Below are 23,885 nucleotides of genomic sequence, written 5' to 3'. Positions count from 1 at the left end.
CGAGACATAAGGACGACCATTGGGCAGCCGGAAGTCCCTTATCTCTCCCTCCTCAATCTATACCTTTGCCGATTGCAAGAAAGCCAAATCGCAGGCAAGCTTCGCGCTTTAGCTCGCGAGGATTTTAGCCCGTGGTCCGCAACGTTGCTTTCCTGGCTCTGGTGATCTGGTTTGGGACTCATTCCGCAACGGCAGGCCAGATCGAATATCCGCAGGTCATCCATACGCAATACGAAGCCGTTGATCAGAAGGCCGGCGGTCACTTCGTCCTGTGGTCAGAGCGTGAAAAGATCTTCTATGGCCTCGACCAAAAGCTGTTCCCGGGAGCTCGGTTTGTCGACATCACCCAGGTGACTCCTAGCGTGGGTTCGATCACGCTGACCTATGTCGAGGTGCGGACCGTCAGCAGTACGACCTCGGACTATTTGTACTTGGCGGGAAATGTTCGCTTCCGCGTCAGCGGAATGGCTCTCAAGTCCAGCAACTTTCCGTCCGGCGGGGGGATGGCGCCTAGCGCACAATAGTCGCTCTGCCGTAGGGCAGCCACGGGTTCCAACCGTCAACAGCAACAGACCTGGTTTTGGACGGGTAGACTATCGCCTGCTCGACCCACTACCCCGCGTTCTGCTTCCGTAATAGGGGCGCGCGCGCCCTCCGCTGACCACAGGTGGCTGAATCTGGCTCGGAATATTCGGCGTAGCCGTGCTTGGCGAGGGCTGCGATGGATTGACGATGATTACGTTCCGATTGGGGGTCGACGGATCATTGACGCCCTGGGCCGAGATGCTGGCGGGCACAAGAAGTGCAGCTGCGATCAAGACTAATCGTTTCATGAGCTATCTCCCGAGCGAGAACGTCAGGGAGGCGATCACCGTTCCTTCACGGTTGCTTGGGACCTCACCGAGGCACGGCGATCAGCTTGCCATCCCTCCAGACCCCTTGGGCCGTCTTTCCTGCAGGCAGTCTGCCGGTAAGGTTCCGGACGGCGGTGGGCCGTGAGGCGGCCTCGGTCGCCTGCGTCTTCTTTGTGGGAGTCGTCAGGATGCTGCTGCTGGTCACGTTGGCCTGGTCCTTGACGCCTTGTGCAGCGGCGGGCTGAACCATGAAGAACGAAAAGGTAAGTGCCGTCAAAACGCCGCGCATGGTCAAACACCGGAAAGAGGAGCTCCGGCGAAATGTCACAGGTTCTTGTCCAAAAGCAAGCACCTTTGGTCGACCAAGCACCTTTGGTCGACCAAGACTGGGCCTTGGCGGACTTTGCAACAAGGAAGGATCCGCCACTGAGAGGTTCGAAGCGGAAAAGCCTAGCGAAACAGCTTTTTCCGGGTTACTTGATCGGCCTTGATGACCGACCCCAGCGACACCGCCGCCAGCGCTCCAAAGACGCACGCGATCAAGGCCGGGTTTGTCCGTCTTCTGTCCGGGCAGATCCGCGACATATCTGGCGACCCGCGGCAGATCCGCGCGATCGTTTACGAGTTGGCCCGCATCAAGCTCCTGGAACAATTCACCCATGCCGACGCGCGGGAATCCCGCGAGCTCCAGCAGGTGCTCGAACGCGCCATTCGGGAGGTTGAGTTTTCATTTGAGCGCAGCGCTCCCGAGCGCAACGCTGTGTCCGCACAGCCAGGCGTCGTTTCGGATCCATCGCCGGTTAATCCCGCTGCTCCCCCGCCCATTCCGACTGTGGCGCCCGTTCCGGCTTCCGCGTCCATTCCGAACCTTGCGGACATCGGGCGCCGTCCTGTCGCACAGCCAAGACCGCTTGACCAGCCCAAGCGGAGCGGCACCATCAATTCTCTCCTTCGATTAACCGCCATCCTCGTCATCATGGCCGGCGCCAGCGCGGCGGTTACGTATTGGCCGCGGTTGAAGACACAATCCGTCGCACTGTGGCAGTCCGCAGCATTGTCCGAGAGAGCGTCGACAAGCCCGCAGCCTCAACCGACCGCCGCCGCGACTCCATCAAGCAGTGAAACACCCGAACGGGTACCGGATCATCCGAGGGAGCCGGTGCCAGCTGCGCAACCCTCGATGCCTTTGCCGACAACGTTCGGCGTCTACGCCCTGAGCGAAGGCCAGCTCCAGGAGCTCAAGCCGGTCCCCGGAAAGATTCCGGATCGCCGTGTCGCTATCTCAGCAGCAATCAACACGCCGAGCGCGACGACGCTGACGAGCGGAGATGTCAAATTCATTGTGTTCAGGCCCGACGGGGGCGTCGATGCAAGCGGGACTGAGGTTCGGGTGGTCGCGAAGGTCTCCCGGGCGATGGGCGTCGATGCCACCGGGAAAGCCGCCATGGTCAGCACCGGCGATTCCTGGGTCATTCGCAGCATGTCCTACCTCTACAAAGTAGGTCCGATCGAGGATCAGCCGAGAATGCTGTTGTTGCAGTCGGAGCAGGACGGCTTCACGCTTTCGCCCGGCCGCTACGTCGTGGTGGTCAAGGGTATGGGCTATGACTTCAGTGTGGCCGGGATGGTCACAGATCCCAATCAATGCGTCGAACGCATAAATGCAACAAACGGCGCGTTCTACTCCCCCTGCCCGCCACGACGCTAAAGGACGACGAGATTGGGATGAATCGTCATCGCGCGTTAGGTTTTTAGAGCGTGACCTTTTCGGAAGCCTGCGACGCACCTTTCCGGATCATGCTCGAGGGCGTAGCGCGTCTTCGCTTATTTATTGGCCTTGCTGTCCTTGGGCGTGTCCGCTGGAGCGTCGTCGACCTTGCCGTTGTTCGCGACGCATTTGCTGAAGTAGTCGCGCCGCTCCTTGGGCGTCCCCTTGCTACCGGCAGCGGGATTGCCGATCTGCTTTGGCGGAAAGGCCTTGGCTAATGCTGCATCACATGCGCGCGCCACTTCGACAGTAACGGCCGAGGCCGTTACTGGTGCGCCAAAAGCCAACACAAATGCCAATCCAATCGACTTTTGCAAATTTCTGCAGGGCACCTGGCTCGCTCCTTCAATCCATCCAAGAACGCTGGACGAAACCATATCAAAAAGGACAGAAGAGCCAAACATCAAAGCAGGGCCGAATTGACGCGTGGCCGATCCAGGTCCTGCACCATGACGCAGGCCGAGCTGACAAAGTCTGCGCTTGGGTTGGCGCCGCTGAGCGCCTGGACCACGGCAGGATGCCGCGGAAAGCGCCAGAGCTAGCTGTTGAGCTGCGGCGGCTTGAAGTCCGGAAAGCGAGTGAGCATCGCGGTCTTGACGAATTTCAAGTGGGAGATCGTGCTCGCGAGCTCCTTGAGCCGCCGCTGGCCGTTCGAGATATCGGCGGCAAACAGATCCTGATGGTAGTTGTCGAGCGGCTCCCGCTCGAGATATTCATCGGTGCCGTTTCCGAAGGTGACGGACGCACGCGCCAGTGCATCGTCAACGCGTCGATTGAGGCCGGCTTGCTCCCTTTCAGCCTCCTGCAGGGCGGCATCGATCGCGATTATCACCGCCTCGATTCGCGCGCGATCGGTCGCAGCATCACGCTCGGCGGAGCGGGCTTTGAAGCCCTTGTCCTCGCGGCGGAGGTTGAGAAGATTGTGTGCGCGCGCCCTCAGGAACAGCTGGAACATTTGGGCCATCCCACATTTGGCTTTCTAAGCCGCTACAATCGATCAGACGTAGTTAACAAAGTCTGAATTGTCCGCCTCCCCTGCCCGGCTCTGCGCTATCCATGCCCGCCAGGCTCCTTCGTGCTTGGAATACAGCTCAAGCCATCGGATTTCGCCGGCTGCAACGGCCGCTCCGCTCACGCCTTGTTCGACCACTGCATGATCAACATTCGTCGACGGAAGGTCCAGGGCTTCAAACTCGGACGTCTCGTCCAGCGAAAGGCCGATCAGGACACGGTGCCCTTGCCGATCGACAAAATACCTGCGCGGTGCATTGCGCCTTTGATCAATCATTGTGACGGCCCTCACTCATGATCCAGGGACCTGGAAGATCCTTGAGCCGTCGATCATAGGTGCAAACAAAGGCAATCCAAAGCAGGACGCAAGTTGTCGTGCCTAGCAACGCAATCAGATACGCCATCTACGCTTACCCACGCGGACCCCGCAAAATCGCGGCGGCTAAACTCTCGCAATCAACTGGCAGATTTCTAAGTCACCGCTCCAAGGCTCACAAGGACTGCGACAAGTTAACCTAACCGCGCATGGTTATTTGGGCGCCCGCAGTGATCGAGATCAATGTAGGATCAATCGACCGCTGAGATATCGCGCCGGTCCTTACCATCAAGATGGGTGCTGGCTGCGGCTGGCCCCCACCGAGGTGGGGGTATAGGGGGCATAAAGACGGTATCGCGCCGATCGCTTGTGGGAGCGCCACGCCCTCACGGCGTAACCGCAGCAAAAGCCAACCGCAAACATCGAAGCCAAAACCAGGATCGCAGCCATTTGGAATGTTCCCGCGTTGTTTGGAACGTTCCTCCCCAGATATTCCATCTTGTCGTTGTGACGACATCAAGATCGGCGCCGCTGAAAATTTTGTCAGACGAAGATGAAGTTTGTGCAACGTGTTGCTTGAAGTTTGGTCGTCGCGCGAGAGCAACCAGCCCGGGGGCCGACGATAGCTCAAGTTGCCCGAACTTGATGCAACGATGATGTTGACCCCGGTTCACCCCTTTCCAATCCAATCCGGGCTGTTTTTCGCCATCGCTCATAGGCCTCGTCGATGCCGTCCAATACCGCGACGGCCCGCCAGGATGTGATGAATGCATCTGCGATCCGCTCGAGAATATCGCGCCCTCCGGATTCGGAGCCGCTTTGGTAGCGAAATCTCCGTGGTTATACGGAGCGCGAAGCGCCGATTTCATCTCGGTAAGGTTGAGCGGTTAGCTTAACCCGCGTTGTTTGTTGCGAAGTCTCACCGATCGCTTATCCATCGCCTCACCGGGCTCCCCCAAGCTCGGCCCCACCCAAGCAAAGCCGCCGAGCGACATGGGTCCGCTTGGCGGCTTTGTCTTTGTCGACGAGAGGATGATTTCGGTTATGGCGCGCAAGCCCTGGTCGTTCAAGGAAGACCGCCGGCTGATGGAGTTGGCTAAGTCTTCGGCTTCCCTGGAGGAGGCGGCGAAACAGCTCGGGCGCTCGCCCGATGCGATCAAGCGCATGGCCTTGCGCCTTGGTCTTTCGTTGAAATCGAGGACAGGTAAGAAGTCTTAGGGTCGGAAGCGATGTGTCGAATGCGGCAGAGGCCGCTGGCGCATGGCCGCATCTTCGATCGACGGCAGCGCGTTAGTCGCCTGACCGATTTCGAACCATTCGCTGAGACAGCCCCCATCCGTAGGATGCCTCCGCCGCCTGCTGGAGAAGCAGCAAGCACTTTAACGATATTCGCGTCTTTCGAAGCGAAACGCCCCTCGACCGACTATGCTGGACCATGCGCCGAAATCACCTGTTTGCCGCTGCGGGAATCTGCCTCGCCCTCATCGCCTACGCCACGTTGGCAAGGCTTGCGGGGCGGCCGGCGCTGATGGGACATCACGAGGCTTATTGGGTCGTTGTGATCGAGCGCTTCAGTGCCTACGGGCTGTTGGGCTTTCTTCTGTCGTTCCTGCTGCCCGGACGGCTCGCTCTGGCCTGCTCGCTTGTCATGGCGGTCGCAATGGGGCTGGAGCTCCTGCAGGCGCTCACGCCCGATCGCGATCCCGGCTTCCTGGACGTGCTGCAGAAAGCGGCAGGCGGCACCGTCGGTGTGCTTCTCGCCCAGACGATCTTGGCCTTCTTACCCAGACCCCCTGCCTGAAGCCAGCAGGCCCCACCTGCCCACGAAGTTCGCCGCCCGGATTCGCAGCAATGTGAATGTTTGCCTACCACTTCCCAGCAATTCGGATGCAAATCTCTGCCTGATTCTGGACAACTATCGCGGGAATCTCGGCTCGCGACGCACCGCCCCTTCGATCGACTGCATGCAGCGGATTAGGCTGACCCGCGTCGGCTGAGGAACTCGTTCGGCGTCAGCAGTTCTGCCATCTGGCGATGCGTGGCCTGGAGCGCCCCGATGGCGCTATCCAGATCAAAATCGGCATCGCGGACAGATGCGAAGAATTTGGCCATCAGCGCCAAATCCAGTTTCACACGGGTTGCGCCATCGCGGCTTTTGCGACGGTCGAGCGACAAATGGATGGCCCGCACTCTGGCTTCTGCAGGCGTGCAATCGCTGAGCGTCGCAAGTTCGTCATATGTCATCCAGATCTGAGGCATGTCCCTGTCCGTCCCTTGTTATCGGCCAGAACCTAGATTTCACCTGTAAACGCAGGGTTGCCGCGCGCGATTGCGTGTCGTTTTCGCGGCAACAGCGTCAATGCAAAGCTAACAAGCAGACCTCCGCGCGACCGGTGGAATCCTTTTAGCTTCTCGATAGCGACGACAGTCTCGGACCAACGTGTAGGCAGCTTGTGCCGCGGGCCGAATGGCTCGCAAATGCGTCAATCGTGCTCGCTGCGGATTTGCTCATGACCACAGTTGCTTGGATCATTGTTGATTCTGCTCTAGGATGCCTCCATCAGAAAGTTTTAGAGGTGACATGACCGACCGACCGACCGTCCTCGTCACAGGGGGCGCGGGCTATATTGGCTCGCATGCCTGCCGCGCGCTGGCCGCGGCCGGCTATCAACCCGTCGTCTACGACAATCTTTCCACCGGGCACCGTAGCTTCGTAGCCGGTCCGCTGGTCACCGGCGATCTGCTCGACGGAGCGACGCTGGCGCGCGCCTTCGCCGATTACAAAGTCGCGGCGGTGATGCATTTTGCGGCGGCGAGCCTCGTCGGCGAATCCATGTCCGATCCGCAGAAGTACTACATCAACAATGTGCAGGGCACGCTGTCGCTGTTGCAGGCGATGCGCAACGCGGGCTGCAGGCGCATCGTGTTCTCCTCGACCGGCGCCGTCTACGGCAACGCCGATTCCAAGGAACTGCCGGAGGATTTTCCCTGCGCGCCGATCAACCCTTACGGCGCATCGAAATGGATGATCGAGCGCATGCTCGCCGATTACCGCGCGGCCTACGGCTTCGGCGCGTTTTGCCTGCGCTATTTCAACGCCAGCGGCGCCGATCCGGCCGGCGGCATCGGCGAGCTGCGTGACAACGAGACCCATCTCATTCCGCGCGCCATGATGGCGTTGCAGGGACACGTCGACTTTGCCGTGTTCGGCGACGATTACGACACGCCCGACGGCACCGCGATCCGCGACTACATCCATGTCACCGATCTCGCCGCCGCGCATGTCGCGGCGCTGAAACTGCTGGAACAGGGGCATGCCGGCGGCAGCTTCAATCTCGGCACCGGCTCCGGCTTTTCCGTCCGCGAAATCCTGACCGCCATCAGGCAGGAGACCGGGCGCGAGGTGCCCCACACCGTCAAGCCGCGCCGCGCCGGCGATCCCACCTATCTTGTGGCCGATCCCTCCGCCGCGCGAAAAGTGCTGAACTTCGTGCCGCATCACTCCGACCTGCCCACCGTGATCCGCACCGCCTGGGCCTGGCACCAGAAGGCGCATCCACTCCGCCAGCCCTGACGATGAGGTCGGTCAAAGCGGGGGGACGAGTGGCCTACGGTCGATTCCGCTCCGACCCCGGCGATGCCGGCACAACCGGGTGGCGCGCTCTCGAACGGCTGTCGAGGCCCTTGGGCAGCTTGTCGGCATTGAGCCTCACGACGGCGCCTCTGGCGTCGGCGGCGGGCTGATCTTCCTGGCTGTAGATCAACGTCGCCTCGAACTTCACGTCCGGCACTTCCTTGGCGGTCCCCGAGCAGGTCGCAACCAGGCCGTTGCACGCACCCGAGAGATTGACCTCGACTTCGTCCGGCCCGAACACGCTCGGCGGGCCGTCGGCATACCGGTGCACGGTCAGAACGCCCGAAAAGTGCAGCTCATCGACGCGATAGGAGCCGCCATAGATGAAGAAGCTATCGCCACCCGAAATCCGGCCCTCGGTCAGATGCACGATACCGGTGCCCTGGCCACGCGGGGTCCTGAACCATACAGCGTATTTGCCGTCTCTCAACATGAAAAACATCCATCGCAAATTCACCCGTATTTGCGACGAACTCTGGCGCGCGACAATGACCGATGCAGTGAGCATTCCGCGACGGTTAACGTCCCAACAAATCAAGCCTTAAAATTGCAGCCTCTCCGTCAGACGACTACCGGCCGAGATATCGTAAGCGCCGTCGTCTCGGCCTCAAGACGGCCGCGATCCCGGTCGCCGCACGCATTGCCGCGATTGCGACGTTTGCAACGGCTCCGCTTTCTGCCATCACGGATTTGAACCTGTTCCTGATAGAGTGCACCAATACAAAGAGTGATTCCGGTCACACTTGCCTGGGCGCTTCGCTGCTAAGCATTGAGCCAGGACGGGGACCGGCAAAGCATGTCGAATTGGATGAGAATACCCATGAAAAGCCTGATCGGCGCCTTTGTCAGCGCGTTCTGTCTTGCGGCTCCCGCTTTGGCGGAGACTCCGGCCGCGATCGTCGAAGAGGTGCAGGGCAAGGTCGACGGCGTCGAGTTCATGGATTATGTGGCTCTTGGCAAGATCATCAAGCTCGGACCGAAGGCGAGCATCACGCTCGGCTATCTGAAATCCTGCCTGCGCGAGACGATCAGTGAAGGCGTCGTCCTCGTCGGCGCTGAGCAGAGCACCGTGCAACTCGGCAACGTCCAGCGCGTCAAGGTGCCCTGCGATACCAACGCGGCGCAGCTCTCCGAGCGCGAGGCCAACCAGAGCGCCGCAACCACGTTCCGGACCGTACGGTCCGACACCAAGGGCGCCGTTCCGCCGAAGCTGCCGACGATCTACGGCGTCGCGCCGCTGGTCCAGGCCAAGAGCGGCAGCACGCTGGTCATCGAACGCACCGACGGCAAGGAACCCACAATCAACGTGCCGCTCAAGAGCGACATCATGGTCCGCGGCAAGTTCTATGACTTTGCCAAAGCCGGCAAGTCACTGACCCCGGGCGGCAGCTATCTCGCAACCCTCGGCGGCAAGCGCTATGCCTTCCAGGTCGATGCCAGCGCCACCTCCTCGCCGACGCCGATCGTCGGCCGTCTGCTGCGGCTCGAATAGGCGACCCGCGTCGACGCGATGCGGCGGATTGGCAGAGGCGACATCATAGCGGCGGTCCTGATTGCGCTCCTTGCGGGCGCCATCTTCACGTCTCCGCCGCTTCAGACGCTGCAAGGGCTCTCGCTCGACATCCTCACGGCGATGCGCGGCAAGCTCATCGGCGACCGCCGCGATCCCACCACCTCGCCGGTCGTCGTCGTCGCGATCGACGCGGAGACCTACGACACGCCGCCGTTCAAGGGGTCGCCGACGCTGACCTGGACACGCGAGATCGGCCGGGTGCTCGGGGGCATCACCGAGGGCGGCGCCAAGGTAATCGGCTTCGACATCATCTTTCCGAGCTCGATCGAGCAGTCGGAGATTCCCTTTGGCGAGGCGCCGCTCGGCGCCCGCATGAAGGGATTCGACCGCGACTATCTGATCGCTCTGCGGCAAGCCTCCGACAGCGGCAAGCTCGTGCTCGGCGATATCCTGAGCAACGATCATCCGGAAGTGCCTTATCGCGCACAGCAACTGGCGGTGCGCAACAATATCCGGGCGCTCAATGTCCATACCGACACCGACCACGTGATCCGGCGGATGCCCCTGAGCTTTTCCATCCAGGACAGGCCGGTCCCCGCCATGGCCGTCGAGCTGGCGTCCCGCGCGCTCGGTGCAAAACCAGAAATCGGACCGTCCGGCGTGACGGACTTGTCCGGCTATTCCATCCCGAGCGCCGTGGCCAACACGCTGACGCTCAATTTTCGAGGAATGGGCCGCGACATTCCGACATATTCCTTCGCCGACCTGCGCGCCTGCGTCGAGAAGGGCGACCGCGATTTTTTTCGACGCGCCTTCGACGGCAAGGTCGTGCTGCTCGGCACCGTCCTCAATTTCGAGGACCGCAAGCTCACCTCGATGCGCCTGTCCGGTGGATATGACGGAACACCGGCAGCGCGATGCGCCCTGCCCGCCCCGGCGGACACCGCGCAGAAGGCCCGCAGCGACATCTCTGGCGTGTTCGTGCATGCGACGGTCGTGCGAAATCTGATGGAGCGCGATGCCGCGACGGAGCTCGGCTTTCCGCTGCGGACCATTCTGACCATCGTGTTCGCCGCAATCGTTGCCTGCGCGGCCTGCACGCTCGCACCGGGCGGCGCGCTGATTGCATGGCTCGCCCTCACCGCCGTTTACGTCGCCGTCACCGTGGTTACGTTCGTTCATGCATTGGCTCTGCCGCTGACCGAGCCTGCGCTCGCAGGTCTTGCTGCGCTCGCAATGATGATCGGCTACCGCTTCGTCGTCGCCGACCGCGAGGAGCGCTTCCTGCGCAAGAGTTTTGCGTTCTATCTCGCCCCCGAGGTCATCGACACCATGGTTGCATCCGGCAAGATGCCGGCGCTCGGCGGCGAGATGCGCAACGTCACCATGTTCTTCTCCGACCTCAGCGGCTTCTCCTCCATCGCCGAGGCGATGACGCCGGGTGAGCTGGTGACGCTGATGAACGAATATCTCTCCGCCATGACCGACATCATCGAAAGTCACGGCGGCTACGTCGACAAGTATATCGGCGATTCCATCGTCGCCATGTTCGGCGCCCCCGCCGACGATCCCGCGCACGCGCGCAACGCAGTGCGCGCGGCACTGAAGTGCCACGAGAAACTGGCCGAGCTCAACGCGAGCAACGCTGCCTTCGCCGGCCGCGGCTTGTCGCATCGCATCGGGCTCAACAGCGGCGCAGCCGTGGTCGGCAATATCGGCTCAAAGCGCCGATTCAATTACACCGTGATGAGCGACACCGTGAACGTCGCCTCCCGGCTCGAAGGCGCCAACAAATATTACGGCACCGCGATCATGGCCTCGGAGGCGACGGTCGCGCAGACCGGCGATACCTTCGCCTGGCGCGAGCTCGACGCGATCAGAGTGCTGGGACGCGGCGAGGCGATCAAGGTTTTCGAGCCGCTGGCGGAGAAGGACGCGGAGAGCGCCGGGCAGAAGAAGGTGGCGGCGGCGTATGCGGAAGGACTGGCCTGCTGGCGCGCGCGGGAGTTTGCGAAGGCGGTTGATGCATTCGAGCAAACGGCAACGATCGATCCGGCATCGACGCTATTCGCGAAGCGCGCAAGATCCCTCGCTGCGAATCCACCGCCACCAGAGTGGGCACCGGTCAATACGCTGGAAGGGAAGTAACGGCGCCGCCCCAGACACCGGTGCACCCTCGCCCCTTGTGGGAGAGGGTGGCTCGCCGCGTAGCGGCGAGACGGGTGAGGGGTCTCTCTCCGCGCGTGAATCTCTTACGCTCTCGCACTCCATGTGCGGATAGAACCCCTCATCCGGCGCTTCGCGCCACCTTCTCCCACAAGGGGAGAAGGGAACCCGCCAGCGCTTGGGGCAACATCCGGCCTCCCTAAAACGGCAGCCCGACATAATTCTCCGCCAACAATCGCTGCGCTGTCTCCGACGAAAACAGATACTCGAGCTCCGTCTGCTGGAGCCGATCCTCATAGTCGGGCCGGTCGGAGAAGCGATGCAGCAGCATCGTCATCCACCAGGAGAAACGCTGCGCCTTCCAGATCCGCGCGAGTGCCTTGGCCGAATAGCCCTTGAGCCCGGAATCGTCGCCGCCCTGATAATGCGCGAGCATGGCGTGATAGAGATAGTAGATGTCGGAAGCCGCGCTGTTGAGCCCGCGCGCGCCGGTCGGCGGGACGATGTGGGCGGCATCGCCGGCGAGGAACAGGCGGCCGTAGCTCATCGGCTCGGCGACAAAGCTGCGCAGGGGCGCGATGCTCTTCTCGATCGAGGAGCCAGTGATCAGCCGCGCAGCAACCTCGTCCGGCAATCGGCGCTTCAGCTCGGCCCAGAACGCCTCATCCGGCCAATCCTCCAGCTTGTCGGTCAGCGGCACCTGGATGTAGTAGCGGCTAAGCACCTGGGACCGCAACGAGCACAACGCAAAGCCGCGCTGGTGCTTCGCATAGATCAGCTCCGGCGACACCGGCTTGGTGCGCGACAGCACGCCGAGCCAGCCGAATGGATAAATCTTTTCATATTCGCGCAGCACGTCCTTCGGGATCGACTTGCGGCTGACGCCGTGAAAGCCGTCGGCGCCGACGACGTAGTCGCAATCGACCCGGATGGTTTCCCCGTTCGAGCGGTAGGTCACGTAAGGCCGCTCCGAGGTCAGGTCGTGCGGCGTGACGCTCTCGGCGTTGTGCACGACCTTGCCGCCGTGGCGGTCGCGCGCCTCGTAGAGGTCGCGCGTCAGCTCGGTCTGGCCGTAGACCAGCACCGAATTGCCGCCGGAATGCTTGTAGAGATCGATCTGGGAGAGCACCCCGTCATGAGCGATCTCGAAGCCCTTGTGGATCTCGCCTTCGCGGTCCATCCGCTCGCCGCATTGCGCCTCGCGCATTAGCTTGGCAAAGCCGTGCTCGAGCACGCCGGCGCGGATGCGCGCCAGCACATGGTCGCGGCTGTATTTCTCCAGCACGACCGTGTCGATGCCTTTGAGATGCAGCAGCTGGGACAACAGCAGCCCGGACGGCCCGCCGCCGATGATGCAGACCTGAACTTTCATTTTTGCGTCCTCCCGTTGGCACTATTTTTCAGATTTTTCGCTGCACCCCGATGGAGGGATCGGCCTTTGTCTTGTACAATTCGAACATGAGAACCACAGCGCCAGCCCCGGCGATCCGGGTCTACAACCTCTTCGGCGAGTCCGGCGATTTGCCCGATGTGGTCCATTGCGAGACCATCGCGTCCCGCTCGGTGCTGCACGACTGGACCCTGGCCGTGCACCGCCACGCGCGGTTGCACCAGGTGCTGCTGATCGAGCGCGGTGGCGGCGAGGCGACGCTCGACGGCCGCGTGATGCCGCTGAGGCCGATGCAGATCGTCAATGTGCCGGTCGGCCACGTCCACGGCTTCCGCTTCGTCCCCGGCACGCAAGGCTGGGTGCTGACCATCGCCGCGGAAATTCTGGATGAGGCGCTGCTCGCCGCCGAAGGCCTGCGCGGGGCATTGTCGCGATCGGCGGTGGTGCGCGGCACGCCGCAGGTGCGCGCCACCATGAAGCAGATCTTTGCCGAGCACGCCGCATGCAATTTCGGCCGTGCGCACCTGTTGCGGGCGCTCTCGGCCGCCATGATCGGGCTGGTGGCGCGCGCACTCGCCAGCGAGAGTAGCGGCAATGGCACGGCCGAATCCGGCCTGTTCCGGCGCTTCGAGGCTCTGCTCGAGATGCATCATCTGCAGCGCTGGAGCGTTGCGGACTATGCCAAAGCACTCTCGATCACGCCCACCCATCTGAACCGGCTGACGCGGACGGCAACCGGCGACACCGCCTCGCATCTGATCCTCAACCGGCTGATCCGCGAGGCGCGGCGCAACCTCGTCTACACCAACCTGCCGGTGTCGACGATCGCCTATGCGCTCGGCTTCGAGGACCCCGCCTATTTCAGCCGGGTCTACGCCGCCGCCACCGGCCTGTCGCCGCGCGCCTTTCGCGCGCAGCTCCATGGCGGCGAGTAGCGACTCCATCTACCTTGGTATAAAACGACGAACCCTTGGGATACGCGCCGTTTACTTCCGTACAATTGAGCATGGAATGCGGCCGGCTTAGCGTGGCTGTATCGGGCGCCCTGGCGCCGGTGGCATCAACCTCCCTTACCTGGCGCATGACGGCCACCCCTGTCCGGTCGTCTGCGCCGTTTTTTTCTAGGAAAGCACACCGGCGACCTTAGTGGATTTCGGCCGACACACTGAGCCTCAGGGGCCGAACCTGCCGGCTCGCACGCGGAACTGGAGATTTGTGCATCATGTCTTCCTTTGAGAAGATCGCACTTTTCATCGATGGCGCCAATCTCTATGCCACGTCAAAGGCACTCGGTTTCGATGTCGATTACAGGCGCCTGCTCAACGAATTTCACGGCCGAGGCGCGCTGCTGCGAGCCTTCTACTACACGACTGTCATCGAGGATCAGGAATATTCGTCAATCCGTCCGCTGATCGATTGGCTCGACTATAACGGGTACACCGTCGTCACCAAGCTCGCCAAGGAGTTCGTCGACGCCAACACCGGTCGGCGCAAGGTGAGGCGCAGCATGGACGTGGACCTCGCCGTGAGCGCGATGGAGCTCGCCGCGCACGTCCATCAGATCGTGCTGTTCTCGGGAGATGGGGATTTTCGCTCGCTGGTCGGAGCCCTGCAACGCCGCGGCGTCCGCGTGACGGTCGTCTCCACGCTCGCCACCCAGCCGCCCATGGTCGCCGACGAACTGCGCCGGCAGGCGGACGTCTTCATTGATTTGGCAGAACTGAAAGCAAGAGTGGGGCGCGACCCCGCCGAGCGGCCGGGATCGCGCGAGATGCGTCAGCCACCGCAATTCCTCGCGCGCGGAACGATCGATCGAGGCGACCGGGTGGAATGATCCTGCGGGACACCTGCCAGTTCGTCAAACGTCGAAGAACACCGTCTCCTGCGGCCCCTGCAAATTGATCGTGAAGGAATACACGACCTTGCCGGCGCGCTCGCCGCGCTTGGCGATCAGCGTCGCGCGCCGCACGGGCTGTTCGATGAGGTTCAGCACGGGATCGGCGGCATTCGCCGCTTCTTCGTCCGAGAAATAGAACCGCGTGTTGAGTCCGATATTGATACCGCGGGCGACGATCCAGACGTTGACGTGAGGCGCACATCTGCGGCCCGCCTTATCCGTGATCGCGCCCGGCTTGATGGTCTCGAATGTCACCAGCCCGCTCTCGAAATCCGAGCCGGCGCGGCCCCAGCCGCGGAAATCCTCATCCGCCCGGCCGGTGGAGCGGTCGGCCGGATGGTTGTAGCGGCCGGCCGCGTCGGCCTGCCAAATTTCGAGAAGCACGTCGCGTAGCGGCGTGCCGCTGCCGTCGAGCACCTTGCCTTCCAGCGTGATGCGCTCGCCCTTGGTGCCTGGCGTCACCAGCACGTTGGAGAAGTTCTTCTCGAAAATGTCGAAGCCGGCCATGGCCGGGATCAGGCCGATATGGACGTAAGGCCCGGCGGTCTGCGAGGCGGTTTCCTTGAGATAGTTGAGCGGCTGCGGCATTGGCTCAGTTCCCCTCGGTGCGGTTTTCGAAATAGGTGGAGCGGGCGCCGCGCAGCACGATATCGAAGCGGTAGGCGAGCGAATCGAACGGCGTCGAGGCGTTGAGGTCGAGCGGCGCCACGAGGCGGTCAAGCGCATCCTTGTCCGGAATCGTCGTCAGGATCGGACAGATCGGGATCAGGGGATCGCCCTCAAAATACATCTGGGTGATCAGGCGTTGCGCGAAGCCCGAGCCGAACACCGAGAAGTGGATATGGGCGGGACGCCAGCTGTTGACGTAGTTGCGCCAAGGATAGGGGCCGGGCTTCACGGTGCGGAAATAATAGTAGCCGGCGTCGTCGCTCAGCGCGCGGCCGCAGCCGCCGAAATTCGGATCGATCGGCGCCAGATAGGTGTCCTTCTTGTGCCGGTAGCGGCCGCCGGCATTGGCCTGCCAGAACTCGACCAGCGTGTTCGGCACGCCCCGCCCGGTCTCGTCGAGCACCCGACCGTGCACGATGATGCGCTCGCCAACGGGGTCGCCGTCCTTGGCGTAGTTGCGAATCAAATCGTTATCGAGTGGCCCGAGATCATTGTGGCCGAACACCGGTCCGGTGATCTCCGAGACCGAATTCTCTAGCGACAACAGGGCCTGGCGCGGCGAGCGCAGCACCGAGGATTTGTAGCCGGGCGCATGGGCCGGCGGGTGGATCGAGCGGTCGCGCTGGAAAAAGCCGCCATCGCGGGCCGTGAACGGCTCGGGACGGTTGAAGCGGGGATCCTGCAAGGCGGGCGCCTGGGCATTCATCGGCGTTGTCTCTCCCTCTGGCGCCCCGTTTGGGCGCACGGCTTATCGGGAGATCATGGAGCCGGCTATTCTCAAGATAAATAGATCGATTATAATGAATTCCATGAAAGAAATCGATCATTTGGCGCTCGACGGCCATGCGCTTGAATTGTTCCTGGCCGTGCTGGAGGAAGGCTCGGTGACAGCGGCTGCAACGCGGCTCGGCCTGACGCAGTCAGCGGTCAGCCACGCCCTGAACAAGCTACGGCGGATCGCCGGCGATCCGCTGTTCGCCAAATCCGGCCGCGGCATCGTCGCCACCGCGCACGCCCAGGCGCTCGCGGCGAAGGCCCGCGCGCTGATCGACGAGATGCGCAGTTTTGCCGGCGGCGTCACGTTCGAGCCTGCGAGCGCCCAGCTTTCGCTCACGGTCGCAGCCAACGATTTCCAGCGCGACCTGCTGCTGCCGCGCTTCTTCGGGCATGTTACGGCGCAGGTGAAGAGCCTGAATCTGCGCGTGATCCCCTCGCAATCGCCCTCACCCGCGATGCTGCGCGAAAACCGCTGCGATCTGATGGTCACGCCGCTGCCGCCGTCAGGCGTCGACATCGTGCAGAAGCGCCTGCTGAGAGATCACTACGTCTGTTACTATGATCCGAAGGCGCGTGCCGCGCCTACCGGCCGCAGGGCCTATCTCGCGGCGCGCCACATCACGGTGGTCTACACCGACAATGAACGGCTCGACTTCGACCGCCGGCTCGCGGCCAACGGCTTCCACCGCGATATCGCCATCTCCGTGCCGAGCTTTTCCGGCGTGCCGTCGTTCCTGCGCGGCTCGCGAATGCTCGCAAGCATGCCGAGCCTGCTGGCTTCCGGCGTGATGCACGGCTTTGCACATGTGCGCATTCCGCTGGCCTCGCGCACGCAAACGCTCGCCGAACTGCCGATGTTCATGGTCTGGCACCAGCGCTACCAGAAGGATCCGGCCCATCGCTGGATCAGAAACCAGCTCGAGACCGCGGCTGCGACCGCCGCGGGCCCAGGCCCCGCGAAAACCTGATCCCCGCCAAACCCACTGGTTGCGCCGCGGCGGCCACGCTAGAATTCCCGCATGACAGTGACCGACATTGCGAGCCGGACCTACAATCACAGCTGGCGGCTGGATCCCATCATCCGCAGCCTGCTTGATACCGACTTTTACAAACTATTGATGTTGCAGATGATTCGGGAATCCTACCCGAGTCAGCAGGTGACTTTCTCGGTCATCAACCGCTCGCGCCATGTGCGACTTGCCGAGATTATCGACGAGGGCGAGCTGCGCGCCCAGCTCGATCATGCCCGCACCATCCGCTTCACCAAGAAGGAGCTGATCTGGCTCGCCGGTAACACCTTCTACGGCAGAACCCACATGTTTTCGGCGGACTTCATCCGCTGGCTCGCGGAATTTCGTTTACCCGAATACGAGCTGCGCAAGGTCGAGGGCCAGTACGAGCTGCATTTCCACGGACCGTGGACCCACACCACGATGTGGGAGATTCCGGCGCTCGCCATCCTCAACGAGTTGCGCTCGCGCGCGGCGATGAAGGGCCGGGGCCGCTTCGAGCTCGACGTGCTCTACGCCCGCGCCAAGGCCAAGCTGTGGACCAAGGTCGAGCGGCTGCGCAAGCTCGAGACCTTGCGCCTGTCCGACTTCGGCACCCGCCGCCGCCACGGTTTCCTCTGGCAGCGCTGGTGCGTGGAGGCGGTCAAGGAAGGCTTGGGGCCGTCCTTCATCGGCACCTCCAACGTGCTGCTCGCGATGGACAACGATCTCGAAGCGATCGGCACCAACGCGCATGAGCTGCCGATGGTCGCGGCTGCGCTGGCCAAGGACGACGAGGAATTGCGCTGGGCGCCCTATCGCATCCTCGACCAGTGGCGCCAGACCTATGGCGGCAACCTGCTGATTGCGCTGCCCGACGCCTTCGGCACCAAGGCCTTCCTGCGCGATGCGCCGGAATGGGTCGCCGACTGGACCGGCTTCCGTCCCGACAGCGCGCCGCCGATCCAGGCCGGCGAGGAGATCATCAAATGGTGGGAGCAGAAGGGCCGCAATCCAAAGGACAAGCTGCTCGTGTTCTCCGACGCGATGGACGTCGGCTCGATCGAGGACACCTATCACCATTTCGGCGGCCGCGTGCGGCTCTCCTTCGGCTGGGGCACCAATCTCACCAATGATTTTGTCGGCTGCCCGCCGGACGCCTCGATCAATCTCGATCCGATCTCGATCGTCTGCAAGGTCTCGTCGGTCGACGGCCGCCCGGCCGTCAAGCTCTCCGACAATCCGGAGAAGGCGACCGGCATGTCCTCGGAGATCGAGCGTTACCTGCGCGTCTTCGGCGACGCCGGCCGCGTGCGCAAACCCGTGCTGGTCTAGCCCCAAGCCGATTTCTTTCGATCGAGTAAACCGCGCGCCACGCATTCGAGGCATCGCCTCGCAGATTCCGCGTCAGTTCCGTGGGCGGCATTTGCAACGATCTGCAAGCATCTGCTTCACAACGCCTTCACCCTGCGACGCAGTCTCGCGGCATTTTCAGGTCGAGTTAAGCACCGTTTGCTCGTAATCCGAGTTATGAGCAAATCGCTCCGGTGGGGTCGTCGAGCGACTTGGGGAATGCAACGTGTTTCGCAGAACAGCGACATCGACGAAGGGACACAGCCTCCTTCACGTCATCAAGCTCGTCTCGCCTTTCGTCATGGTCGTCGTGCTTCAGGCGGCGGTCGCCGGCTTCAGCCTGGAGGTGATGTCCTCGGTGCGCGCCTATGTCGCGGGCGAGGCGATGTGGTCGCGCTCGCAGAAGAATGCCGTCTATTTCCTCAATCTCTATCTGCATTCCGGCGACGCCACCCAGTTCGCGCACTATCGGACCTCGCTCGCCGTCCCCATTGGCGACGAATTCGCGCGGTGGGCGCTCGAGCGCGATCCGGTCGACGTCGAGGCCGCCCGGATCGGCTTCCTGCAAGGCGGCAACCATCCTGACGACGTCCCCGGCCTGATCTGGCTGTTCCGCAATTTCAGCCAGGTGAATTTTCTCCGCGACGCGATCCGGGAGTGGGCTGCCACCGATCCCATGCTGCTGGAGCTGAGCGTCTTCGGCGAAGTCATCCGCTCCGAGTGGACGAAAGGTCCCATTCGCGACAGCGACCGTCTGCGATACCTGTCGTCGCGGCTCTCGGAGTTGAATAGCCAGTTCACGGGGCATGCCAAGCGCTTCTCCACCGTCCTCGGCGAGGGCTCCCGCGCCATCAAGGTGACGTTGACGCTCGTCAACGTCGTCACCGCCCTGACGCTGATCCTGCTCCTGATCTGGCACACGCGACGATTGGTGCTGCAACGGCACGCGTTCGAGGATGCATTGCATGCCGAGAAGGACCGCTTCGCCTGGCAGGCCTCGCATGACTGGCTGACCGGCCTCGCCAACCGCCGCGCGTTCGAGGCGCGCCTGCAAAGCGAACTCGACCATACCAGAGAAGGCTCACTGGGCCTGATCCTGCTCGATCTCGACCAGTTCAAGAATGTCAACGACAGCTGCGGCCATCTCGCGGGCGATCGCCTGCTGCGCCAGATTGCGCAATTGTTGCAGCAGGACCGGCGGTCGCATGATCTCGTGGCCAGGCTCGGCGGCGACGAATTCGGTCTGATCCTGCCGCAGTGCTCGCCTTACGACGCCGTCGATGTCGCCGAACGGCTGCGCACCTCGCTCGAACTGTTCAGCTTCGCCTGGGACGATCGTTGCTTTGCGGTGACCGCCAGCATCGGCGTTGCCTGCATCGCCGACGGCAACGCCACGCTCGAGGAGGCGATGCGGCGTGCGGATGCCGCCTGCTACCGCGCCAAGGAGAAGGGACGCAACCGGGTTCAGGTCGACACGGCGAGGTCCGACGTCGTCCTCGTCGCGTCGCGATCGCGCGAAGTGGCCGCCGCGCGAGGCTGACCCCAGATCCCGCGGGCTTGTCCCCCGATCAGGACACCTCTGCCTTCCGCTCCTGCGCGTAGCGCACCAGTGCAGCGAAGCGATAGATGCCGTGCACGAACTTGCCGTAGGGCATGGTGATGAACAGTGCGAACACGGCACCGAGATGCAGCGCCAGCAGCGGTCCCATCGCAGCGGTCTCGCGCAAAGCCAGCAGCGCCATGCCGGTGAGACCGGTCAGAAACAGCATGGCGATGAAGCCGACATCCATGCCGTAGCGCTGCTCGTCCAGCAGCGCGGGATCGCGTCGCATCCGGGCTGCGAACAGCCCGATCGGCCCGACAATAAGGCCGATGCCTCCAAGCGTGCCGAGCGCTACCGGCAGATCCCACCAAGGATAGGGCGCCTCGCGTCCCCACACATAGTGATAGAGCGTGGCCACCGACGTCGCAGCGAAGCAGAGCAGGAAACCGTAGAAGGTCAGGTGATGATACAGCTTGCGCCGGTCGGTCGGCTTGTCGTCCTCGTTGTAGCAACCGACGCCGCCGCCATCCAGATAGCGCAGCTCGCCGGCATCTCGGATGGCCTGCAGGATCGAACCACCCTCCGCGCGGCCGCCGATCGGCGCGCCGATGTCGCGCCAGAACGCGCGCACGCTCATGACAAGTGCGAAGATCGCATAGAGGAACGCGGCGCTGAACAGCGCGGCCATCGCGTTGTGCGGCATCAGCCTGTAGAACGCGCCGGGGCCGGCGTGGACGCCGAACAGCACGCCGCTGTCGTTCACGGCGGCAAAGCCGAGAATGAAGGCGGCCATGCTGAGCGCGGCGACGATGCTGATGACAAGACCATTGCGCGCAAAGGCGCCGGACAGTGCCTGCGGCCAAGCATAGACCGCATAAGACTCGGCACGCGCGATCGCAAGCGTCTTGGGAACATTGACGTTGAACTCGTGCGGCGGCGAGAACTGGCAGTCGACATAGCAGGCGCCGCAGGCGTGGCAGAGGTTGGCGAGATAGTTGAGGTCTCCGTCGGAGAAGGCTCGCCGCATCTCCATCGCCGGAAATACCGCGCACAAACCCTCGCAGTAGCGGCAGGAATTGCAGACCGTCATCAGTCGGTCAGCTTCGTCAAGAATCCTAGTTCCGTGCATGTTTCGCCGCTTCCCGTCCTGCGATCCGACCGAACACGCTGCCGATGGTCATGCCCATGCCGGCGGCATAGCCCTTGCCGAGCACGTTGCCAGCCATGATCTCGCCGGCCGCGAACATGTTCGCCGACGGCTTGCCGTCCGTCATCAGCATGCGCGCCTCCTTGGTCACGCGCGTGCCGAGATAGGTGAAGGTGATGCCGGGCCGCACTGGATAGGCGAGATAGGGCGGCGTCGCGATCCGACGTGCCCAATGCGTCTTCGGCGGCACGATGCCTTCGGTGCGGCAGTCGTCCAGGATGGTGTGATCGAACGTGCCCGGCTGCACCGCGGCGTTGAATTCGGCGAGGGTCCTTTCCAGCGCGGCGGGATCGAGCTCGAGCTTTCCGGCCAACTCAGCCACAGTCTGCCCCGCAATCGGCGGGAACAGCGTCGGCATGAACGAGGTGACGACGGTCGAATCGAAGATGATGTAGGCGATCTGGTCGGGCTGGGCTGCAACCAGCCGGCCCCAGATCGCGTAGCGCTTCGGCCAGATATCCTCGCCCTCATCGTAGAATCTCTGGGCGTGCTTGTTGACGACGATGCCGAACACGACGGAGTCGTGGCGCGTGATGATGCCGCCGTCGAATTTCGGCGCGCGGGCGTCGATCGCGACCGCGTGGCACTGGGTGGGATCGCCGACCTCCTGCACGCCCTTGGCGAGCAGCATCTTCAGGATCGAGCCGCGGTTATAGGGAGTGCCGCGGATCAGGAAATTGTCGGCGGCCTCGCCCCAATATTGCTTCAGCCATTCGATGTTGGCCTCGAACCCGCCCGCCGCGGCGACCAGCGACGTCGCGTGGATCTCGGTCTCGCCCTTGATCGGCCGCTTGAGGCGGGCTGCGAGAAACATGTCGTCCGCGATCACGAGGTCGGTGACCTCGGCATCGTACTCGACCTCGACGCCGAGCCGTTCGGCAGTGAGATAAAGTGCATTCAGCATCGCGCGGCCGCCGCCCAGAAAGAAGGAGTTGGTGCGGCCTAGACTCAGCGTGCCGCCGAGCGAGGGCTGCCAGCGCACGCCCTGCTCCACGATCCAGTTCAGGATGTCCTTGGACTCCCGGATCATGTGGCGGGCGAGCACCTCGTCGGTCTGCCCGCCGGTCACGCGCAGGAGATCCTCCCAGAACTCTTCCTCGGTATAGGGTCCGGTAAGGATTTCGGTGGCGGCATCATGGGCGCAGCGCATGTTGCGCGTATGGCGCGTGTTGCCCCCGCGATAGAATTTCGGTGCGCCTTCAAGCACGAGGACGGAGGCGCCGCCGCGCCGCGCGCTGATGGCGGCGCATAGCGCTGCGTTGCCGCCACCGATCACCAACACGTCGTATTTGCTGCTCATGCCATACGCCCGATGCGACAAAAATTAGAGACATTCTGCCCTCCAGCGGCCAGGCAAGCCGGCGGCCATTGCGCACCTTTGTATACAAAGATATACAAGGCCGGCGCAAGCGGCAATCTCTGCATGGGCAGGATGCGCCCGCGTTTCGAGGAACCATGGCCAAAGGCCCGGCAAAGGCAGGCGGATCGATCGCGCGCGGCACCGGCGTCGCGCTGGGCGAAGCCGTGTTCCGCTCACTCTGCGAAGCGCTCCAGGCGGGCAGCTACCGCGCCGGCGACCGCCTGCGCGAGGAAGAGGTCGCGGAGCGGCTGAAGGTCAGCCGCACGCCCGTGCGCGAAGCTCTCGGCCGGCTCGCAGCACGCGGTTTCGTAGAACCCGCCGGCGGCCGCGGGCTGATCGTGCGCAGCCTCGACATTTCCGAGGTGCTCGAGCTCTATGCGATGCGCGAGATCATGGAAGGCGCGTCCGCCCGCCTTGCCGCCGAGCACGCGTCAGCACCGGAGATCGATGCGCTCACGGATATCGAGCAGGCCTTCATCGAGGCCTCCGAGACCGACGCAGCCGAGATGGCGAGGCTCAACCGCATCTTCCACGAGGCGGTCTGCCGCGCCGCGCGCAACCGCTATCTCGACAACGCCTCGCGCGAGTTGCAGGACTGGATCGCGCTGCTGGGCCCCACGACCTTTACGGTGACGGGCCGGCCCTCGACCAGCCATGGCGAGCATCAGGCGATCATCGATGCCATCGCTCTGCGTGATGGCGACAGGGCCGAGCAACTGGCACGGTCGCATATTCGCGAGGCGCTACGCTGCCGGCTGAAGCTGTTGCAGAAGCAGTAGCAGCAAGACGGGTCAGGCAACCACATCCGCTGCTATCACTTTTATTGCGTCGCATAGATCGCGCGGCTTCAGCCGCAGCTGCAGTCCGCGCTGACCGCCATTGACGTAGACCTGATCGTGCGCCATCGCGCTCTGCTCGATCACGGTGCGTACGGGCCGCCGCTGCCCGAACGGGCTGATGCCGCCGACCTTGAAGCCGCTGACGCGTTCGGCCTCAGGCGGCTTCATCATCTGCGCCGACTTGCCGCTCACGGCGGCAGCGAGTTTCTTCATCGAGACTTCCCGGTCGGATGGAACGACCACGCAGACCGGCTTGCCGTCGACCAGCGCCATCAGCGTCTTCAACACGCGCGCCGGATCCTCCGCCAACGCGGATGCAGCCTGAAGGCCGATGCTCTCGGCGTCGGGATTGTAATCGTAGGTGTGGACGGTGAAGGCAACACCAGCGGCGGAAAGAGCACGTGTGGCAGGGGTGGCTTTGGACATGCGTCAACGTTTATCACCGTGATCGCGAGGCGCGAAGCAATCACGATGTGGGGCAAATGCCCGCCACACACTCAGCCGTCGTCCCGGCGCAGGCCGGGACCCATAACCACAGGGAGTAATTTGGCGAAGACACGTCGGTTGGTACTGCAATCGTCCGCCATCGACCGATCACG

The 23,885-nt window shown here is 63.0% G+C and carries 25 protein-coding genes; 13 read left to right on the top strand and 12 right to left on the bottom strand.

Features of this window, described 5'->3' with window-relative positions; genetic code table 11:
- The first annotated feature begins 131 nt into the window (after positions 1-131).
- Positions 132-524 carry a hypothetical protein gene (locus GWG65_RS30980; RefSeq protein WP_275199270.1) on the top strand — a complete coding sequence of 131 codons (393 nt, stop codon included), beginning with the start codon at positions 132-134 and terminating at the stop codon, positions 522-524.
- Between the two features lie 373 nt (positions 525-897).
- On the opposite strand, the gene GWG65_RS30975 is transcribed toward GWG65_RS30980, so the two are convergent.
- Entirely contained in the window at positions 898-1,143 is a 246-nt protein-coding gene (locus GWG65_RS30975) for a hypothetical protein (protein ID WP_275199269.1), read from the bottom strand.
- Between the two features lie 201 nt (positions 1,144-1,344).
- Between GWG65_RS30975 and GWG65_RS30970 the strand changes: the two genes are divergently transcribed.
- Positions 1,345-2,562 (top strand): hypothetical protein, encoded by a 1,218-nt coding sequence (locus GWG65_RS30970; RefSeq protein ID WP_275199268.1) that lies wholly within the window; start codon positions 1,345-1,347, stop codon positions 2,560-2,562.
- Positions 2,563-2,678: 116 nt separating this feature from the next.
- Here GWG65_RS30970 and GWG65_RS30965 read toward each other — a convergent pair whose 3' ends face one another.
- The 3 genes from GWG65_RS30965 to GWG65_RS30955 form a co-directional block, all read right to left on the bottom strand.
- The gene (locus GWG65_RS30965; protein WP_275199267.1) at positions 2,679-3,026 is read right to left on the bottom strand and encodes a hypothetical protein; all 348 of its coding nucleotides are present in this window, start codon (positions 3,024-3,026) and stop codon (positions 2,679-2,681) included.
- A gap of 134 nt (positions 3,027-3,160) precedes the next feature.
- Positions 3,161-3,577: a hypothetical protein gene (locus GWG65_RS30960; protein WP_275199266.1), complete on the bottom strand. Its 417-nt coding sequence runs from the start codon at positions 3,575-3,577 to the stop codon at positions 3,161-3,163.
- Between the two features lie 42 nt (positions 3,578-3,619).
- Positions 3,620-3,910 (bottom strand): hypothetical protein, encoded by a 291-nt coding sequence (locus tag GWG65_RS30955; RefSeq protein WP_275199265.1) that lies wholly within the window; start codon positions 3,908-3,910, stop codon positions 3,620-3,622.
- 948 nt (positions 3,911-4,858) lie between these two features.
- On the opposite strand from GWG65_RS30955, the gene GWG65_RS30950 reads away from it, so the two are divergent.
- Complete coding sequence (locus tag GWG65_RS30950) at positions 4,859-5,167, top strand: hypothetical protein (protein WP_275199290.1); 309 nt, start codon at positions 4,859-4,861, stop codon at positions 5,165-5,167.
- 217 nt (positions 5,168-5,384) lie between these two features.
- Positions 5,385-5,750 carry a VanZ family protein gene (locus GWG65_RS30945; protein ID WP_275199264.1) on the top strand — a complete coding sequence of 122 codons (366 nt, stop codon included), beginning with the start codon at positions 5,385-5,387 and terminating at the stop codon, positions 5,748-5,750.
- 173 nt (positions 5,751-5,923) lie between these two features.
- Here GWG65_RS30945 and GWG65_RS30940 read toward each other — a convergent pair whose 3' ends face one another.
- Complete coding sequence (locus GWG65_RS30940) at positions 5,924-6,208, bottom strand: hypothetical protein (protein ID WP_275199263.1); 285 nt, start codon at positions 6,206-6,208, stop codon at positions 5,924-5,926.
- A gap of 322 nt (positions 6,209-6,530) precedes the next feature.
- On the opposite strand from GWG65_RS30940, the gene galE reads away from it, so the two are divergent.
- Positions 6,531-7,523, top strand: a complete 993-nt coding sequence (galE, locus tag GWG65_RS30935) for a UDP-glucose 4-epimerase GalE (protein ID WP_275199262.1) — start codon at positions 6,531-6,533, stop codon at positions 7,521-7,523.
- Positions 7,524-7,557: 34 nt separating this feature from the next.
- Here galE and GWG65_RS30930 read toward each other — a convergent pair whose 3' ends face one another.
- A complete protein-coding gene (locus tag GWG65_RS30930; protein ID WP_275199261.1) occupies positions 7,558-8,016 on the bottom strand; it encodes a GrlR family regulatory protein in 459 nt (152 codons plus the stop codon).
- 387 nt (positions 8,017-8,403) lie between these two features.
- On the opposite strand from GWG65_RS30930, the gene GWG65_RS30925 reads away from it, so the two are divergent.
- Together GWG65_RS30925 and GWG65_RS30920 are read left to right on the top strand one after the other, a co-directional pair.
- Complete coding sequence (locus GWG65_RS30925; protein ID WP_275199260.1) at positions 8,404-9,075, top strand: hypothetical protein; 672 nt, start codon at positions 8,404-8,406, stop codon at positions 9,073-9,075.
- Between the two features lie 18 nt (positions 9,076-9,093).
- Positions 9,094-11,244 (top strand): adenylate/guanylate cyclase domain-containing protein, encoded by a 2,151-nt coding sequence (locus GWG65_RS30920; protein WP_275199259.1) that lies wholly within the window; start codon positions 9,094-9,096, stop codon positions 11,242-11,244.
- Positions 11,245-11,461: 217 nt separating this feature from the next.
- Here GWG65_RS30920 and pobA read toward each other — a convergent pair whose 3' ends face one another.
- Positions 11,462-12,634, bottom strand: a complete 1,173-nt coding sequence (gene pobA, locus GWG65_RS30915) for a 4-hydroxybenzoate 3-monooxygenase (RefSeq protein WP_275199258.1) — start codon at positions 12,632-12,634, stop codon at positions 11,462-11,464.
- 50 nt (positions 12,635-12,684) lie between these two features.
- Here pobA and GWG65_RS30910 point away from each other — a divergent pair, with 50 nt between their 5' ends.
- Positions 12,685-13,587: a helix-turn-helix domain-containing protein gene (locus GWG65_RS30910; RefSeq protein WP_275199257.1), complete on the top strand. Its 903-nt coding sequence runs from the start codon at positions 12,685-12,687 to the stop codon at positions 13,585-13,587.
- Positions 13,588-13,874: 287 nt separating this feature from the next.
- Positions 13,875-14,486 (top strand): NYN domain-containing protein, encoded by a 612-nt coding sequence (locus GWG65_RS30905; RefSeq protein WP_275199256.1) that lies wholly within the window; start codon positions 13,875-13,877, stop codon positions 14,484-14,486.
- Positions 14,487-14,510: 24 nt separating this feature from the next.
- Here GWG65_RS30905 and pcaG read toward each other — a convergent pair whose 3' ends face one another.
- Complete coding sequence (gene pcaG / locus GWG65_RS30900; protein WP_275199255.1) at positions 14,511-15,137, bottom strand: protocatechuate 3,4-dioxygenase subunit alpha; 627 nt, start codon at positions 15,135-15,137, stop codon at positions 14,511-14,513.
- A gap of 4 nt (positions 15,138-15,141) precedes the next feature.
- A complete protein-coding gene (gene pcaH / locus GWG65_RS30895) occupies positions 15,142-15,924 on the bottom strand; it encodes a protocatechuate 3,4-dioxygenase subunit beta (RefSeq protein WP_275199254.1) in 783 nt (260 codons plus the stop codon).
- A gap of 94 nt (positions 15,925-16,018) precedes the next feature.
- On the opposite strand from pcaH, the gene GWG65_RS30890 reads away from it, so the two are divergent.
- From GWG65_RS30890 to GWG65_RS30880, 3 genes are all read left to right on the top strand, one after another.
- Entirely contained in the window at positions 16,019-16,963 is a 945-nt protein-coding gene (locus tag GWG65_RS30890; RefSeq protein WP_275199253.1) for a LysR family transcriptional regulator, read from the top strand.
- Between the two features lie 51 nt (positions 16,964-17,014).
- Positions 17,015-18,319, top strand: a complete 1,305-nt coding sequence (gene pncB / locus GWG65_RS30885) for a nicotinate phosphoribosyltransferase (RefSeq protein ID WP_275199252.1) — start codon at positions 17,015-17,017, stop codon at positions 18,317-18,319.
- A 244-nt stretch (positions 18,320-18,563) separates the two neighbouring features.
- A complete protein-coding gene (locus GWG65_RS30880; RefSeq protein ID WP_275199251.1) occupies positions 18,564-19,877 on the top strand; it encodes a GGDEF domain-containing protein in 1,314 nt (437 codons plus the stop codon).
- Positions 19,878-19,905: 28 nt separating this feature from the next.
- Here GWG65_RS30880 and tcuB read toward each other — a convergent pair whose 3' ends face one another.
- Both tcuB and tcuA read right to left on the bottom strand, forming a co-directional pair.
- Entirely contained in the window at positions 19,906-21,009 is a 1,104-nt protein-coding gene (gene tcuB / locus GWG65_RS30875; protein WP_275199250.1) for a tricarballylate utilization 4Fe-4S protein TcuB, read from the bottom strand.
- Entirely contained in the window at positions 20,996-22,387 is a 1,392-nt protein-coding gene (gene tcuA / locus GWG65_RS30870; protein WP_275199249.1) for an FAD-dependent tricarballylate dehydrogenase TcuA, read from the bottom strand. The genes tcuB and tcuA overlap by 14 nt, the downstream gene beginning before the upstream one ends.
- A 155-nt stretch (positions 22,388-22,542) precedes the next feature.
- Between tcuA and GWG65_RS30865 the strand changes: the two genes are divergently transcribed.
- On the top strand, positions 22,543-23,226 hold the full coding sequence (locus GWG65_RS30865) for a GntR family transcriptional regulator (protein WP_275199248.1): 684 nt from the start codon (positions 22,543-22,545) through the stop codon (positions 23,224-23,226).
- A 12-nt stretch (positions 23,227-23,238) separates the two neighbouring features.
- On the opposite strand, the gene ybaK is transcribed toward GWG65_RS30865, so the two are convergent.
- A complete protein-coding gene (ybaK, locus tag GWG65_RS30860) occupies positions 23,239-23,712 on the bottom strand; it encodes a Cys-tRNA(Pro) deacylase (RefSeq protein WP_275199247.1) in 474 nt (157 codons plus the stop codon).
- Positions 23,713-23,885: the final 173 nt, after the last annotated feature.

The sequence above is a fragment of the Bradyrhizobium sp. CSA207 genome, assembly GCF_029051685.1.
In the GTDB taxonomy this organism is placed as follows: Bacteria; Pseudomonadota; Alphaproteobacteria; order Rhizobiales; family Xanthobacteraceae; genus Bradyrhizobium.
The sequence above is the reverse complement of the archived record's forward strand: the minus strand, read 5'-3'. Positions and strand labels throughout refer to the sequence as shown.

Excerpts from the sequence above, each read along its gene's own strand:
- GWG65_RS30960 (WP_275199266.1), bottom strand. The coding sequence starts at position 3,577 with ATGTTCCAGCTGTTCCTGAGGGCGCGCGCACACAATCTTCTCAACCTC.
- GWG65_RS30920 (WP_275199259.1), top strand. The coding sequence starts at position 9,094 with ATGCGGCGGATTGGCAGAGGCGACATCATAGCGGCGGTCCTGATTGCG.
- pcaH (WP_275199254.1), bottom strand. The coding sequence starts at position 15,924 with ATGAATGCCCAGGCGCCCGCCTTGCAGGATCCCCGCTTCAACCGTCCC.
- GWG65_RS30890 (WP_275199253.1), top strand. The coding sequence starts at position 16,019 with ATGAATTCCATGAAAGAAATCGATCATTTGGCGCTCGACGGCCATGCG.
- tcuB (WP_275199250.1), bottom strand. The coding sequence starts at position 21,009 with ATGCACGGAACTAGGATTCTTGACGAAGCTGACCGACTGATGACGGTC.
- GWG65_RS30925 (WP_275199260.1), top strand. The coding sequence starts at position 8,404 with ATGAAAAGCCTGATCGGCGCCTTTGTCAGCGCGTTCTGTCTTGCGGCT.
- pobA (WP_275199258.1), bottom strand. The coding sequence starts at position 12,634 with ATGAAAGTTCAGGTCTGCATCATCGGCGGCGGGCCGTCCGGGCTGCTG.
- galE (WP_275199262.1), top strand. The coding sequence starts at position 6,531 with ATGACCGACCGACCGACCGTCCTCGTCACAGGGGGCGCGGGCTATATT.
- GWG65_RS30905 (WP_275199256.1), top strand. The coding sequence starts at position 13,875 with ATGTCTTCCTTTGAGAAGATCGCACTTTTCATCGATGGCGCCAATCTC.
- GWG65_RS30865 (WP_275199248.1), top strand. The coding sequence starts at position 22,543 with ATGGCCAAAGGCCCGGCAAAGGCAGGCGGATCGATCGCGCGCGGCACC.
- GWG65_RS30965 (WP_275199267.1), bottom strand. The coding sequence starts at position 3,026 with ATGTTTGGCTCTTCTGTCCTTTTTGATATGGTTTCGTCCAGCGTTCTT.
- GWG65_RS30970 (WP_275199268.1), top strand. The coding sequence starts at position 1,345 with ATGACCGACCCCAGCGACACCGCCGCCAGCGCTCCAAAGACGCACGCG.
- GWG65_RS30975 (WP_275199269.1), bottom strand. The coding sequence starts at position 1,143 with ATGCGCGGCGTTTTGACGGCACTTACCTTTTCGTTCTTCATGGTTCAG.
- GWG65_RS30930 (WP_275199261.1), bottom strand. The coding sequence starts at position 8,016 with ATGTTGAGAGACGGCAAATACGCTGTATGGTTCAGGACCCCGCGTGGC.
- GWG65_RS30940 (WP_275199263.1), bottom strand. The coding sequence starts at position 6,208 with ATGCCTCAGATCTGGATGACATATGACGAACTTGCGACGCTCAGCGAT.
- pcaG (WP_275199255.1), bottom strand. The coding sequence starts at position 15,137 with ATGCCGCAGCCGCTCAACTATCTCAAGGAAACCGCCTCGCAGACCGCC.
- GWG65_RS30910 (WP_275199257.1), top strand. The coding sequence starts at position 12,685 with ATGGAGGGATCGGCCTTTGTCTTGTACAATTCGAACATGAGAACCACA.
- GWG65_RS30945 (WP_275199264.1), top strand. The coding sequence starts at position 5,385 with ATGCGCCGAAATCACCTGTTTGCCGCTGCGGGAATCTGCCTCGCCCTC.
- GWG65_RS30955 (WP_275199265.1), bottom strand. The coding sequence starts at position 3,910 with ATGATTGATCAAAGGCGCAATGCACCGCGCAGGTATTTTGTCGATCGG.
- pncB (WP_275199252.1), top strand. The coding sequence starts at position 17,015 with ATGACAGTGACCGACATTGCGAGCCGGACCTACAATCACAGCTGGCGG.
- tcuA (WP_275199249.1), bottom strand. The coding sequence starts at position 22,387 with ATGAGCAGCAAATACGACGTGTTGGTGATCGGTGGCGGCAACGCAGCG.
- ybaK (WP_275199247.1), bottom strand. The coding sequence starts at position 23,712 with ATGTCCAAAGCCACCCCTGCCACACGTGCTCTTTCCGCCGCTGGTGTT.